This window comes from Streptomyces echinoruber (assembly GCF_014651135.1).
In the GTDB taxonomy this organism is placed as follows: domain Bacteria; phylum Actinomycetota; class Actinomycetes; order Streptomycetales; family Streptomycetaceae; genus Streptomyces; species Streptomyces echinoruber.
Genome location: NZ_BMWH01000033.1, coordinates 22,800 through 37,351 on the forward strand (window position 1 = coordinate 22,800; position 14,552 = coordinate 37,351).

11 protein-coding genes and 1 pseudogene are annotated in these 14,552 nt (G+C 74.4%); 10 read left to right on the forward strand and 2 right to left on the reverse strand.

What is annotated here, in order from left to right:
• Window positions 1-2: 2 nt before the first annotated feature.
• Both IE225_RS28365 and IE225_RS28370 read left to right on the forward strand, forming a co-directional pair.
• Window positions 3-1,004: an SDR family oxidoreductase gene (locus IE225_RS28365; protein WP_190060489.1), complete on the forward strand. Its 1,002-nt coding sequence runs from the start codon at window positions 3-5 to the stop codon at window positions 1,002-1,004.
• Window positions 1,005-1,077: 73 nt separating this feature from the next.
• A complete protein-coding gene (locus IE225_RS28370) occupies window positions 1,078-1,647 on the forward strand; it encodes a MarR family winged helix-turn-helix transcriptional regulator (protein WP_190060490.1) in 570 nt (189 codons plus the stop codon).
• Window positions 1,648-1,734: 87 nt separating this feature from the next.
• Here IE225_RS28370 and IE225_RS28375 read toward each other — a convergent pair whose 3' ends face one another.
• The gene (locus IE225_RS28375; protein WP_190060491.1) at window positions 1,735-2,565 is read right to left on the reverse strand and encodes a M55 family metallopeptidase; all 831 of its coding nucleotides are present in this window, start codon (window positions 2,563-2,565) and stop codon (window positions 1,735-1,737) included.
• Window positions 2,566-2,976: 411 nt separating this feature from the next.
• Between IE225_RS28375 and xynA the strand changes: the two genes are divergently transcribed.
• From xynA to IE225_RS33825, 4 genes and pseudogenes are all read left to right on the forward strand, one after another.
• Entirely contained in the window at window positions 2,977-3,669 is a 693-nt protein-coding gene (gene xynA, locus IE225_RS28380) for an endo-1,4-beta-xylanase XynA (protein WP_190060492.1), read from the forward strand.
• 329 nt (window positions 3,670-3,998) lie between these two features.
• A complete protein-coding gene (locus tag IE225_RS28385; RefSeq protein ID WP_190060493.1) occupies window positions 3,999-5,012 on the forward strand; it encodes a 2-hydroxyacid dehydrogenase in 1,014 nt (337 codons plus the stop codon).
• Window positions 5,013-5,348: 336 nt separating this feature from the next.
• On the forward strand, window positions 5,349-6,095 hold the full coding sequence (locus IE225_RS28390; protein ID WP_229880138.1) for an NAD(P)/FAD-dependent oxidoreductase: 747 nt from the start codon (window positions 5,349-5,351) through the stop codon (window positions 6,093-6,095).
• 116 nt (window positions 6,096-6,211) lie between these two features.
• Window positions 6,212-6,598: pseudogene (locus IE225_RS33825) on the forward strand (multicopper oxidase domain-containing protein); the annotation flags it as partial.
• A gap of 344 nt (window positions 6,599-6,942) precedes the next feature.
• Here the strand turns inward: IE225_RS33825 and IE225_RS28400 are convergent.
• Window positions 6,943-7,956 carry a zinc-binding dehydrogenase gene (locus IE225_RS28400; protein WP_190060495.1) on the reverse strand — a complete coding sequence of 338 codons (1,014 nt, stop codon included), beginning with the start codon at window positions 7,954-7,956 and terminating at the stop codon, window positions 6,943-6,945.
• A 187-nt stretch (window positions 7,957-8,143) separates the two neighbouring features.
• Here IE225_RS28400 and IE225_RS28405 point away from each other — a divergent pair, with 187 nt between their 5' ends.
• The 4 genes from IE225_RS28405 (at window position 8,144) to nrfD (ending at window position 14,531) form a co-directional block, all read left to right on the forward strand.
• Window positions 8,144-8,686: a TetR-like C-terminal domain-containing protein gene (locus tag IE225_RS28405; protein ID WP_190060529.1), complete on the forward strand. Its 543-nt coding sequence runs from the start codon at window positions 8,144-8,146 to the stop codon at window positions 8,684-8,686.
• A 336-nt stretch (window positions 8,687-9,022) separates the two neighbouring features.
• A complete protein-coding gene (fdh, locus tag IE225_RS28415; protein WP_229880139.1) occupies window positions 9,023-12,319 on the forward strand; it encodes a formate dehydrogenase in 3,297 nt (1,098 codons plus the stop codon).
• Window positions 12,316-13,437 carry a 4Fe-4S dicluster domain-containing protein gene (locus IE225_RS28420; RefSeq protein WP_190060497.1) on the forward strand — a complete coding sequence of 374 codons (1,122 nt, stop codon included), beginning with the start codon at window positions 12,316-12,318 and terminating at the stop codon, window positions 13,435-13,437. Before fdh ends, IE225_RS28420 begins: the two co-directional genes overlap by 4 nt.
• Window positions 13,434-14,531 (forward strand): NrfD/PsrC family molybdoenzyme membrane anchor subunit, encoded by a 1,098-nt coding sequence (gene nrfD / locus IE225_RS28425; protein WP_190060498.1) that lies wholly within the window; start codon window positions 13,434-13,436, stop codon window positions 14,529-14,531. The genes IE225_RS28420 and nrfD overlap by 4 nt, the downstream gene beginning before the upstream one ends.
• Window positions 14,532-14,552: the final 21 nt, after the last annotated feature.

A 14,552-nucleotide genomic window follows, 5' to 3' on the forward strand; every position in this document is an offset into this window, starting at 1 on the left:
CCATGTCCCAGACCGTCGTCATCACCGGAGCCACCGGCGGCATCGGCCGCGCCACCGCCCGCCTGTACGCGCGGCGCGGCGCCGACGTGGTCCTGATCGCCCGCGGCCGGGACGGACTCGACACCACCGCCAAGGAGGTCGAGTCGCTCGGCGGCCGCGCCCTGGCACGGCAGGCCGACGTGGCCGACCCGGACCAGGTGGAGGCCGCCGCGGCCGCCGCGGAGGAGGAGTTCGGCCCCATCGACGTGTGGATCAACTGCGCGTTCAGCACCGTCTTCGCGCCGTTCGACGAGATCCGCCACGAGGAGTACGTACGGGCCACCGAGGTGACCTACCTCGGCTTCGTCAACGGCACCCGGGCCGCGCTGAAACGGATGCTGCCCCGCGACCGCGGCACGATCGTGCAGGTCGGCTCGGCGCTCGGGGAACGCTCGGTACCGCTGCAGTCCGTGTACTGCGGCGCCAAGCACGCCATCAACGGCTTCACCTCCTCGCTGCGCACCGAGCTGCTGCACCGCGGCAGCAACGTGCACGTCACCGTCGTCCAGATGCCCGCGGTGAACACCCCGCAGTTCTCCTGGGTGCTCTCCCGCCTGCCCAGGCACCCCCGGCCCGTCCCGCCGATCTACCAGCCGGAGGCCGCCGCCCGGGGCGTCGTGCACGCCGCCGATCACCCGCGGCGCAAGCAGTACTACGTCGGCGCCAGCACCCTCGCCACCCTCTGGGCCAACCGGCTCGCCCCGGCCCTGCTCGACCGCTACCTGGCCCGCACCGGCTTCGACTCCCAGCAGGACGCCACCAGGCCGCCCACCGGCCGAGCCAACCTCTTCCACCCCGTCGACCAGGACCCCGGCACCGACCACGGCGCCCACGGCGTCTTCGACGACGCCTCGCACGCCCGTTCCTGGCAGGCCCTCCTGGCCCACCACCCCGTCCTCACGGCCCTCGGCGCGAGCCTGGCCGGCGGCGCCGCGGCCACCGCGCTGCGCCACCGCGCCCGGTGAACGCCCCCGACCGGTGAACGCCCCCGACCGGTGAACGCCCCCGACCGCCCCGCGCACAGGCAGGAGAACCACCATGGCGCACCACGAACGACGGGAGGCGGACCCCGCGCACCCGCCCCGGCAGGCGCCGAAGGACCCGGACCGGGAGGCCGAGGAGGTCACGATCGCCGTCATGGCCGCCTCCCGGCTGCTGGTCGCGGTCTCCGCCCGCGCCCTCGCCTCGGTGGCCGACTCCCTCACCCTGCCCCAGCTGCGCGCCCTGGCCGTGCTCGACGCCTGCGGCCCGGTCAAACTCACGGCCCTCGCCGCGAACCTCGCCGTCAACCCCTCCACCGCCCTGCGCATGGTGGAGCGCCTGGAGGCCCTCGACCTCATCGACCGCAGGGCCAACCCCCGCAACCGGCGCGAGGTCGTCCTGCGCCTGACCCCGGCCGGCCACGACCTGGTCGAGGAGGTCATGGACCGCCGCCGCCGGGAGATCCGCGCCCTCGTCGCCCGCCTGCCCCACCACGCCCGCACCGCCCTCGTCCCGGCCCTGCACGCCCTGGTCGCCGCCGGGGACGAACCCGGCGTGGCCCGGCTCGACCAGGTGCGCCGCGACGGCGGCCTGGCCGGCGACCCGCTGGACCCGGCCGACCGCTGACGGCGGCCGACGGGGCGGGGCACTCGCCGGGCCGGCCGCGCCCCGCCGGACGGCCGGCGACGCAACCGCCGTCCGGGGCACGGGTGTTCAGCAGTAGGGCGGCTGGTTGGTGAGGGACGCCGCCACCCGTGTCCACACCCCGAACTGCCGGTACAGCGCGGGCAGCGGGCCCCGGGCCCGCACGGTGCGGGCGTCGGTGCGGGTGACGCCGGGGATGCCGGGCAGCGTGGCGGCCACCGACGCCGACTGCCACCGCACCGTCAGCATGGCCGGTTCCGTTCCGGCCGGCGGCCGCCCGAGCGGGCCGGACAGCCGCTCGGCGACGGCCTCCTCGATGGCGGCCCGCGCCTCCTCCACCGGCCGCAGTTCGGCGGCGAAGCGGTCGCGGGCGTACTTGACGGCGACGGTGGTGACGGAGCCGTCCCACTCGGCCGTCTCCGCGCACGCGGCGTCGTCCCCGGTGAGGACCGCGACCGGCACCCCGAGCGCGGCCGCGGTGGCGTGGGCCAGCCCGATCTCCCCGACGGGCCGGCCGTCCAGCCACATGTCCTCGATCTCGTGCCCCATGAAACTGTGGCTGAGCACACCGAGCGCCCCGGCCCGCGCGTGGTACCCCACGCACACCACCGCGTCGAACTCCGCGGTGAGCCCCTCCAGCATCCCCATCTGCTTCGGCCTGCCGCGCACCAGCCGCACCGCCGGGTGCACGTCCTCCGGCCGCAGGTTGCGCATCGGGCCGTGCGCGTCGTTGACGACGACCTCACGGGCCCCGGCCGCCAGCGCGCCGCGCACCGCGGCGTTGACGTCCTGAGCCATCATCGTCCGCCCCCGCTCGTAGTCCCGCCCGCCCGGCTGGACGTCCTCGGCGTCGACGAGTCCGCTGATGCCCTCCATGTCCGCACTGATGTACACCCGCATCCGCGTCCTCCCCCTTCTCCCGGGCCTTCTCGGCCTCCTCGGTTGCGATCATCCGGGGGACGCGGGGCGGCACGGCATGATCCGGCCAGATGCTCCATTGCTTCGAAACATTCGAAGACCGGTCCCCTGAATTCTGTTCATCGGCCCGGTCCTACTTCGGGTTTGTATCTGACGGCGTTTCAAGTCATGTGTTTGAACAGGGATGATCGAAGGATCGATGCCCGCGCTGCCGGAAGAATTTTTCGCAACACATGTCGAAACTGTTGACAGTCCCGGGCGTCGCTCGAACACTGGCGGGCACCGACACACCCCACTGGCCGTCGGCCCGGTGCAGCGCGACACCACCCGGCACCGCAGGCCCGCCGGGTCGCCTCACGCTGCCCGGCCTCCGCCGTTTCGCGAGGAGGAAGCATGCACGAGCACGACACCCCCACCCGCCGCGTCACCCGCAGAGGGTTCCTCGGCGGCGCCGGCGCCCTGGCGCTGGCCACCACGTCCGGGCTGCTCCTGCCCACCACCGCCCGCGCGGACACGACCATCACCACCAACCAGACCGGCACCAACAACGGCTTCTACTACTCGTTCTGGACCGACGGCGGCGGGTCGGTCTCCATGACGCTGGGGTCCGGCGGCAACTACCGCACCTCCTGGACCAACTGCGGCAACTTCGTGTGCGGCAAGGGCTGGAGCAACGGCGGCCGAAGGACCGTCAGCTACTCGGGCAGCTTCAACCCGTCCGGCAACGGCTACCTGGCGCTTTACGGCTGGACGTCGAACCCGCTGGTCGAGTACTACATCGTCGACAACTGGGGCACCTACCGGCCCACGGGCACCTACAAGGGCACGGTCACCAGCGACGGCGGCACCTACGACATCTACCAGACGACGCGCTACAACGCCCCCTCCGTCGAAGGCACGCGCACCTTCAACCAGTACTGGAGCGTGCGGCAGTCGAAGCGGACCGGCGGCACCATCACCACCGGCAACCACTTCGACGCCTGGGCGCGCGCCGGCATGCCGCTGGGCAGCTTCAGCTACTACATGATCCTCGCGACGGAGGGCTACCAGAGCAGCGGAAGCTCCAACATCACCGTGAACGGCTGAACACCCGCCGGACCAGGCAGCCGGACCAGGCAGCCGGACAGGGCAGCCGGACAGGGCAGCCGGAGAAGACAGCAGGGACAGAACAGCCAGGAAAGCCAGGAGGCCGCCGCTTCGCCGGCGGCCTCCTGTGTGCCCGTATCGCCCGCGCCGGCCGTGTGCGTCCCCCCGGGCGCCACGGGGTACCGGCCCCGCCGAGCGGTACGCGGCGCCTGGCGGGCGGCGGCGCCGTGGGCGTCCCGGTCCGTTGCCCGGGCCCTTCGGCCCCTGTCGTCCTCCCGCCGTGCGCATACGGTGGAGTGGTGATCAACGCCCGGAGAGGAGAAGGACGCGTGGAGATCGTCGCCTACGGTGTCCTGGCGGACGAGGAGCCGCTGCTGCGGGACGCCTTCGAGCGGGCCTTCGCGGACCGGCACCGGCTGCGCTGCCTGGGACTGTTCCTCAACCGGGACACCGCCCCGACGGCCGCCGGACACGAGATCGTGCTCAGCAGCGTCAACGACACCCTCGACGCCGAGGTGCTGCGGCAACTGGCCCAGGAGGGCACCCGGATGATCGCCCAGCGGGCCACCGGCTACAACAACATCGACCTCTCCGCGGCCAGGGAACTCGGGCTGACCGTGGCGCGGGTGTCCTTCTACTCGCCGTACTCGGTGGCCGAGTTCGCCTGGGCCCTCGCCCTGGCCGTCAACCGGCGCCTGGTGCGCGCGGTGCACCGCACCCGGGACTTCGACTTCCGTCTGGACGGGCTGATGGGCCGCGACCTGCACGGCCGTACGGCCGGAGTGGTGGGCACCGGGAAGATCGGCGCGGCGTTCGCCCGGATCGCCCACGGGTTCGGGATGCGGCTGCTGGGCTGGGACATCGCCGAGAACCCCGACTGCCTCGCGCTCGGCATGGAGTACGTCGAGCGCGAGCGGCTGTTCGCCGAGGCGGACCTGATCAGCCTGCACGTGCCGCTGCTGCCGGACACCCACCACCTGGTCGACGCCAAGACGCTGGCCCGCATGAGGAACGACGCGATCCTGATCAACTCCAGCCGCGGCGGCCTCGTCGACACCGACGCCCTCCTGGAGGCCCTGCGCGCCGGCCGGCTGGGCGGCGTCGGCCTGGACGTCTACGAGGAGGAGGCCGGGGTGTTCTTCCTCGACAAGTCCCTGGAGGTCATGACCGACGAGCGCCTCGCCCGGCTCATGACGTTCAACAACGTGCTCGTCACCTCGCACCAGGCGTACTTCACCCGGGACGCCGTCGGCCAGATCGCCGCCACCAGCGTGCGCAACGTCGAGGACCACCTCGCGGGCCGCACCGGCGACAATGTGCTGGTGGCGCCGCCCGCGCCCTGACCGAGCATCCGGGCGGGGCGACGCACGGGTGCCGGTGGGCCGTCCGGCCCTGGCGCGAACGCCCGGCCGGGGGACTGTCGGCCCACCGGCGATGGACCGGTCGGCCGCAGCACCGGCCCGGCCCGGCGCCGCATGCTGATCACCGACCGATCCGGAGGTGTCCCGTGCGTCGCTGCGACCGGCGTCCGTGCGGCCGTATTCCCCGCCGCCACCGCCACGGACGCCGCGCACGGTCCGGGCCGGTCGCCGTCCGGCCGCCCGCCTCGTCTGCCCTGACCCCCGGGCGGCCGGACGAACGACGCGTACCAGCCGGGCACGGAGGTTTCGGTGAGCGGTGTGAGCGGTGCCCGTGCGATCCGGCGGCAGCACCAGGACATCGCCGAGAGGCCCTTCCAGGACGCCGTCTCGGTGACCGCCGGCGGACTGCGCGCACGGTGGCTCATCGCGGCAGACGGCCTGCACTCGCCCCTGCGCCGCCATCTCGGCGTCCACGCCCACCACGGCGGACTGCGCCGCTTCGGCATCCGCCACCACTGGTACGTCCGGCCGTGGACATCGGCCGTGGAAGTGACCTGGGGCCCGCACGCGGAGGCGTACGTCACCCCCGTCGCCGCCGACCAGATCGGTGTCGCGGTGCTGTACCGCCCCGAACAGTCACCCGCGGCGGCGGCACAGCACGCCTACGACGCCCTGCTCTCCGGATTCCCCGCCCTTCGCCGTCGTCTGGCCGACGCGACAGCGGCCTCGCCGGTACGGGGAGCCGGGCCGATGCCGCAGCGGCCCGAGCGCCGGGTCGTGGGCCGGGTCCTGCTCGTGGGCGACTCCGCCGGATACGAGGACGCCCTGACCGGAGAAGGCATCAGCCTGGCCCTCGCCCAGGCCCAGGCCGCCGTCGACGCACTACTGGCCGACGCCCCGCACCGCTACGAACGGCAGTGGCACCGCACCACCCGCCGCTACCGCCTGCTCACCCGTGGCCTCGTCCGCGCCACCACCCGCCCGGCCCCAAGAGCCCTCCTGGTACCGGCGTGCCGGGCGGCGCCCACCCTCTTCACCGGTGTCGTCAACCAGCTGGCCCGCTGACAGCCGGTCCTCATCCGAAGGGGAGCAGCCTGCCCGACGTGCCCCGTGCGCTTCCCGCATTCCGGGCACTTCACCTCACCGGTACCGCCCTGAGCGGCTGCCGGCTTCTTCCCCGGGTGGCGGCCCCGCACCGCGGACCTCGCTCCCGCACCCGGCGGCCGGGTCCACATCCCCGAACTGCGCGCCGCCGCACCGAGGTCGAGGCCGCCCCGGGAATGAGGCAGCAGACATGGACCTTCGGCGGCACCGCCCCCGGCCCCGCCCTGCGCGGCCGGATCGGCGACGTCTTCGAGACCACCCTGGTCGACGACGACCCCGGCATGGGCCACGGCATCGACTTCCATGCCGACTCCCTCGCCCCGGACACCGCGATGCGCACCATCGGGCCCGGCGAGCGCCTGGTGTACCGGTTCCGTGCCGAGAAGGCCGGCGCGTTGCTGTACCACTGCGGCACCGCGCCCATGCGCCGGCACATCGGCAACGGCATGTACGGCGCCGCCGTCGTCGACCCGCCCGGTCTGCGGAAGGCCGACCACGAGTACCTGCTGGTCTCCTCCGAGCTCCACCTCGGCACGCCGGGCAGTGCGGCCCAGGTGGCGAAGAGGCGTCAGGGCACGCCGGACGCCTGGGTGTTCAACGGGGTCGCCGCGCAGTACGCCCAACGGCCGCTCGTGGCCTCGGCCAGGAGCGGCGACACCACCCAGGACGAGGCGGCAAAGCAACCGCGGTCTCCGCGGTCGGTGCCGGTCCCGGCCGCTCCGGCCCGTCTGCTCCCGTGCGCGCCGCTCCGGCCCGCCTGCTCCCGTGCGCGCCGCCTCCCTGGGCCCCCGGCGTCCCGTGCGCGGAGTCAGGGGCGCAGGACGAGGCGGATCGGGTCGCCCTCCTTCTTCCGCAGCCGCTCGACCGCCTCGGCGGCCCGGGCCAGCGGCAGTACGGCGCTGACGGAGCCGGAGAAGTCCAGCCGTCCGCCCTCGATCAGCCGCAGCAGTTGCGGCAGCGCCACCGGCATGTCCGAGCCGTAGTGGCCGCGGATCTGCTGCTGGAGGTAGCTGAAGTGGGTGCCGTGGGTGAGGGTGAGCGGCTTGTCGGTCAGCCCGACCAGCACCAGGCGCCCCCTGGGGGCGAGGACGGAGACCGCCTGCTCCCGGACGATCGGCACACCCGCGAAGTCGAAGGCGACGGCCAGGCCGGACCCGCCGGTCGCGGCGCGCACGGCCGCGCGCAGATCAGGGTTGGCCGGGTCCAGGGCGAGGTCCGCCCCGGCGGCCAGGGCCCGTTGCCGGGCCGTGGGGTTGGGGTCCACGGCGACGATCGGGCAGGCGCCGATCACCCGCAGCAGCTGCACCGCGTGCACTCCCAGGCCGCCGACGCCCCACACGCCCACGGCCTCGGCGGGCCGGACGGCGCCGGTCTGTGTGATCGCGCCCCAGGGCGTGGACACGGCGTCGGGGATGATCGCGCCCTGCTCGAAGGGGATGGCGTCGGGCAGCGCGGTCATCGCGTCGGCCGCGGACAGCGCGTACTCGGCCCAGCCGCCGTCGTAGTCGACGCCGCGCGTGTAGGTCACGCCGTCGCGGATCTGCCCGGCGTGCAGCACCACGCGCTGCCCGGGAGTCCACGCGGTGACCCCCTCCCCGGTCCCGGCGACCGTGCCGGACACCTCGTGGCCGAGGGTGACGGTGTCGCCGCGCAGGAAGAGGGGAGTGAGCGTGCCGTCGACGAGGTGCACGTCGGACAGGCACACCCCGGCGGCCTCGACCTTCACCAGCACCTCGCCGGGGCCCGGCTGGGGGCGGGGCACCTCCTCGACGCGCAGGGTGCGGCTCGGCACGTGCAGGCGGGCGGCGAGCATCCGGTCCATGGCGTGACCTCCTCGGTGCGGGGGCGCGCCCTGCCCCACTGGCGCGGGTCGCCTCGCGTTCACCGTACACCTATCGCAAGTCGAGTTGCTTTATGGTGGGGTGATGGCCGCCACCCCGTCCGGACATCCTCCCGCCTCCCCTTCTTCCCAGGCCGCCGCCGCGCCGTTGCGCCGCCGCGGCGAGCGCATGCGGCAGGCCGTGCTCGCCGCCACCACCCGGCTGCTGTCCACCCAGGGCCTGGCGGGGACGACCGTGGCGGCCGTGGCCCGTGCCGCCGGGGTCCACGAGACGTCGGTCTACCGCCGCTGGACGACCCGGGAGAACCTGATCCTGGACGCGCTGACCACCGAGCTGGACACCGCGCTGCCGCTGCCCGACACCGGTGAGGTGCGCGAGGACCTGGTGCGCTTCTTCACGGCGCTGGCCCGGCTGCTCGACACCGCGCAGGGCCGCGCCCTGCTGCGCCTGAGCGTCGAACACGACGACACCCTCGCCGACCGCCGGCTGCCCTACTGGACCGAGCGGCTTCAGCGCGCGGCCGTCCTGGTGCGGCGCGGCGTCGAGCGGGGCCAGCTGCCCGCCGGCACCGATCCCGGCCTGGTCGTGGAGGCCGTCGGCGGCGCGCTCTTCGCACGGACGCTGCTCAGCGGGGCCCCGCTGGGGGAGCCCCTGGTGCGGGACCTGGTCGCGTTGGTCCTCGACGGCGCGCGGGGCGGGCGGAGCCGCTGAGCGGTCCCGGACTCCCGCCGGGGCCACCGGTTATGGTCCGGCCCTTCCGGCACGGCGCGGCACGGCGCGGCGCAGCACGGCGCGGCACGCCCGCCCGCTCCCGCCGCCCCGTGCGGCGAGCCGTACCCGGGCCGGGGCGGTGGCCCGGACCGGGTCGGCGCCGCGGTCCGCGCCGGGACGGTGGTCCGTCCCGGGTACGGCGCCGCGGTCCGCCGGGCGCCTCCCCGGCCGTCGGCCCCGCCCGGTGAGCACGCGGGCGGGCACGGCCGGCTTGCGGGCGGCCTGCGCGGGCGTAGTGTCGGAGCAGGGTGTGCCGCCGGGTGAGGGAGCGGGCGTATGGGTGTGAAGCGGTGGGTCGGCGCCTGGCCGGTGTACCGGCAGCTCACCGGAGCCGACCGGCTCGGCCGCGGCAGGGCGGTCCAGTCCCGGCGCTCCGCCGGTCTCGGCCCCCGCACGGCCGACGCGGACCGGGTGGCGGACTCGGTCTGCCCCTACTGCGCGGTGGGCTGCGCGCAGCGCGTCTACGTCAAGGACGAGCGCGTCGTCCAGATCGAGGGCAACCCGGACAGCCCGGTCTCGCGCGGCCGCCTGTGCCCGAAGGGCTCCGCCAGCAAGCAGCTCGTCACCGGCCCGCAGCGCGAGCGGAAGGTGCGCTACCGGCCGCCGTACGCCACCGAGTGGCAGGACCTGGACCTCGACGTGGCCATGGAGATGGTGGCCGACCGGGTGCTGGACGCCCGGCGCCGGGGCTGGCAGGACACCGACGCCTCCGGGCGCCCGCTGCGCCGCACCCTGGGCTTCGCCGGCCTGGGCGGCGCGACGCTGGACAACGAGGAGAACTACCTCATCAAGAAGCTGTTCACCGCGCTCGGCGCGATCCAGATCGAGAACCAGGCGCGTATTTGACACTCCGCCACCGTTCCCGGTCTGGGAACCTCGTTCGGACGCGGCGGCGCCACCGACTACCAGCAGGACCTGGTCAACGCCGACTGCATCGTCATCATGGGCTCGAACATGGCCGAGGCCCATCCGGTCGGGTTCCAGTGGGTGATGGAGGCCAAGGCACGCGGCGCGAAGGTCATCCACGTCGACCCGCGCTTCACCCGCACCAGCGCGCTCGCCGACCGGCACGTCGCGCTGCGGGCCGGCACCGACATCGCCTTCCTGGGCGGGGTGATTCACCACATCCTCTCCCACGGCCTGGACTTCCGGGAGTACGTGCGGGCGTACACCAACGCGCCGTTCCTGCTGAACGAGCGCTACCAGGACACCGAGGACCTGGACGGGCTGTTCAGCGGCTACGACCCGCACACCGCCTCCTACGACCCCTCCAGCTGGGCGTACGAGAGCACCGCGGCGCGGGAACGACCGGGCCACCGCGCCAAGGAGCAGGCCGCGCCCTACCGGCACGGCGCCGGCGGCCCGGCCGTCGAGGACAGTGCCGACGGCATCGCCGCCGACCCGACACTGCAGCACCCGCGGTGCGTGTACCAGGTGCTCAAGCGGCACTTCGCCCGCTACACCCCGCAGATGGTCGAACGGATCTGCGGAGTCCCCCGGGAGGTGTTCCTGGAGGTGTGCCGGGCCTGGACGGAGAACTCCGGCCGCGAGCGCACCGCGGCCCTGGTGTACAGCGTCGGCTGGACGCAGCACTCCACCGGCGCCCAGTACATCCGCGCCGGCTCGATCATCCAGCTGCTGCTGGGCAACATCGGCCGTCCCGGCGGCGGCGTCTACGCGCTGCGCGGGCACGCCTCCATCCAGGGCTCGACGGACATCCCGACCCTGTTCAACCTGCTGCCCGGCTACCTGCCGATGCCGGACGCCACCCACGAGGACCTGGCCGCCTACCTGGACGGTGTCCGCCGCCCCGGCCAGAAGGGCTTCTGGGGCAACGCCGACGCCTACGCGGTCTCGCTGCTGAAGGAGTACTGGGGACAGGCGGCCACCGCGGAGAACGACTACTGCTTCGGCCACCTGCCCCGCATCGACGGCGACCACGGCACCTACCGCACCGCGATGGACATGGTCGACGGGAAGGTCTTCGGCTACTTCCTGCTCGGCCAGAACCCCGCCGTCGGCTCCGCGCACGGGCGCCTGCAGCGCCTGGGCATGGCCAACCTGGACTGGCTCGTCGTCCGCGACCTGAACATGATCGAGAGCGCCACCTTCTGGAAGGACGCCCCCGAGATCGAGACCGGGGAGATCGTCACCGAGCGCTGCCGCACGGAGGTGTTCTTCTTCCCCGCCGCCTCGCACGTGGAGAAGTCCGGCACGTTCACCCAGACCCAGCGCATGCTGCAGTGGCGGGACCAGGCCGTCGAACCGAGCGGTGACCAGCGCTCCGAGCTGTGGTTCTTCTATCACCTGGGCCGGCTCGTGAAGGAGCGGCTGGCCGGTTCCACCGACGAGCGCGACCGGCCCGTGCTCGACCTCGCCTGGGACTACGCGACCGAGGGGGACGAGCCGTCCGCGGCGGACGTGCTGCGCCGCATCAACGGCATCGACCTGGCCACCGGGCGCGCGGTCGGCGGATACACCGAGCTGAAGGCCGACGGCAGCACCGCCTGCGGCTGCTGGATCTACAGCGGCGTGTACGCCGACGAGGTCAACCAGGCCCGGCGCCGCACGTCCCGCTTCGAGCAGGGGCCGTACGAAGCCGAATGGGGCTGGACCTGGCCGCTGAACCGGCGCGTGCTGTACAACCGCGCCTCGGCCGACCCGCAGGGGCGGCCCTGGAGCGAGCGCAAGGCCCTCGTCTGGTGGGACGCGGAGCGCGGCGAGTGGACCGGCCACGACACCCCCGACTTCGAAAAGCACAAGCCGCCCGATTACCGTCCCCCCGAGGGCGCGTCGGGCCCCGAGGCGCTCGGCGGCGACGACGCGTTCATCATGATGGCCGACGGCAAGGCGTGGCTGTTCGCCCCGACCGGACTGACGGACGGCCCGCTGCCCACCCACTACGAGCCGCACGAGTCGCCCGTGCGCAACCTCCTGTACGGTCAGCAGGCCAACCCCACGCGCAAGGTCTACGGCCGCCGCGACAACCCCTCCAACCCGGCCCCGCCCGAGGCGCACGGCGAGGTGTTCCCCTTCGTCTTCACGGCGTCGCGGCTCACCGAGCACCACACCGCGGGCGGCATGAGCCGGCAGCTTCCGTACCTGTCGGAGCTGCAGCCGGAGCTGTTCGTGGAGGTGTCGCCGGAACTGGCGGCCGAACGCGGGCTGCGCCACCTGGACTGGGCCCACGTCGTCACCAGCCGGGCCGCGGTGGAGGCCCGCGTCGTCGTCACCGACCGGCTGGCGCCGCTGCGCGTCGAGGGCCGCACCGTCCACCAGGTGTGGATGCCGTACCACTGGGGCCCCACCGGGCTCGCCGCCGGCGACGTCGTCAACGACCTCATCGGGGTGGTGGTCGAGCCCAATGTGCTGATCCAGGAGAGCAAGGTGCTGACCTGCGACATCCGCCCAGGGCGGCGGCCGCGGGGACCGGCCCTGCTGGAGTACGTCCAGGGCTACCGCCGCCGGGCCGGGATCACCCCGCTCACCGGCACCCGCGTCATGACGGCGGGCGACGGTGACGGGCACGGACCGGCGCACACCGAACCCGACCGGCCGGAGGACTCCCCATGACCGACGAGCACGGCCCGGGCGGATGCGGCCCGGGCGAGTACGGCCCGGACGAGCGCAGCCCGGACAAGCACGGCCGCCCGGACGGGCGCGGCCCGCGCGGGCACAGCCTGTACGGGCCCCTGGAGGACCCCGCCGCCGACGCCGGGCATCGCGAACACCCGCCACGCGTCGGCTTCTTCACCGACACCTCCGTGTGCATCGGCTGCAAGGCGTGCGAGGTGGCCTGCAAGGAGTGGAACGACGTCCCCGAGGACGGCCTCGACCTGCTGGGCATGTCCTTCGACAACACCGGCATGCTCGGCGCCAGTTCGTGGCGGCACGTCGCCTTCGTCGAGCAGGAGCGCCCCCTGGGACGGCAGGACGCGGGCCTGGCCGGCCTGCCCACCGGCCCCTCCGGCACCGGGCAGACGGCCGAGGTGGTCGCGGACGCCCTGCGCGAGACGCCCCGCGGCGGCGGCGAACTCGGCACCGGACCGGTGGACTTGGGCTTTCCCTCCTTCGACCTGCCCGGTGCCGCCACCGGCGCCGAGGCCCGCACCGACTTCCGCTGGCTGATGGCGTCCGATGTGTGCAAGCACTGCACCCACGCCGGCTGCCTCGACGTCTGCCCCACCGGCGCGCTGTTCCGCACCGAGTTCGGCAGCGTCGTGGTGCAGCCCGACATCTGCAACGGCTGCGGCTACTGCGTCTCCGGCTGCCCCTACGGCGTCATCGACCGGCGGCCCGGCGACGGCCGCGCCTGGAAGTGCACCCTGTGCTACGACCGCCTGCGCGGCGGCCTGGAACCGGCCTGCGCCCAGGCCTGCCCCACCGACTCCATCCAGTTCGGGCCGCTCGACGAACTGCGGGAGCGGGCCGACCGGCGCCTGGAGCACCTGCACGAGGCGGGTGTGGAGGAGGCACGCCTGTACGGCCGCGACCCCGGCGACGGTGTGGGCGGCGACGGCGCGTTCTTCCTGCTGCTCGACGAACCCGAGGTCTACGGGCTGCCCCCGGACCCCGTGGTCCCCACCCGTGACCTGCCGTCCATGTGGAAGTACGCCGGTGCGGCCGCCTCGGCCCTGCTGGCGGCCACCGCCGCCGTCTTCGTCAAGTCGGGTGGGGGAGGCCGCCGATGAGCGACGACGGACTGCCGCGCGAGCCGCGCGGCGACGCGGACGCCGCCGACGTCCGCGCGGACACCTCCACCTCGGGCCGCAGCCACGAGGGCCGTGACGGCCGCGATGGTCACGACGGCCACGAGAGCCGTGACGGCCACCGCGGGGAAACGGCCGCCCCGGCGGCCGGGTTCCGCTCCTACTACGGTCGGCCCGTACTGAAGCCGCCCGTGTGGAAGTGGCAGGTCCCCGCCTACCTGTTCACCGGCGGCCTGTCGGCCGGCGCGGCCCTGCTGTCGGCCGGCGCCGACCTGACCGGCCGCCCGGCCCTGTGCCGCACCGGCCGCCTGGCCGGCTTCGGCGCCCTGCTCGCCAGCACCTGCCTGCTGATCGCCGACCTGGGCCGCCCCGAACGCTTCCACCACATGCTGCGGGTGGCGAAGCCGACGTCACCCATGTCCGTCGGCACCTGGATCCTCGTCGCCTACGGCCCCGGCAGCGGCCTGGCCGCCGCGGCCGAGCTGCTGCCCGCCTCCTGGCGCGCCGGCCGGCCCGGCCGCCTGCTGCACCGGGCGGGCCGGGCGGGCGGGCTGTGGGCCGCCGCCTTCGCCCCCGGGCTCGCGTCCTACACGGCGGTGCTGCTCTCCCAGACGGCCGTGCCGGCCTGGCACGAGGCCCGCCGTGAACTGCCCTTCCTCTTCACCGGCTCCGCCGCCGCGAGCGGTGCGGGCCTGGGCATGCTGCTCGCCCCGGTGGCCGAGGCGGCACCCGCCCGGCGCCTCGCGGCCGTGGGCGCGGCGGCGGAGCTCGCCGCCGCCCGGCTCGTCGAACGCCGGCCCGGCCTGGAGGCCAGGGCCTACACCAGGGGCCGGGCCCACCGCCTGCGCCGGGCCGCGGACTTCCTCACCCTCGGCGGGGCGCTCGCCGCGGTCACCGTCGCCCGCCGCGGCCGCCCGGCCGCCGCCGCGGCCGGACTCGCCCTGCTCGCCGGCAGCGCCCTGCAGCGGTTCGGCACCTTCGAGGCCGGCGTCGCGTCGACGAAGGACCCGGCCTACGTCGTGGTCCCGCAACGGGCCCGCCTCGACAGGCTTTCCGAACGCGGCCCGGACCGCTGAGGAGGTGATCGCTCCCCGGCC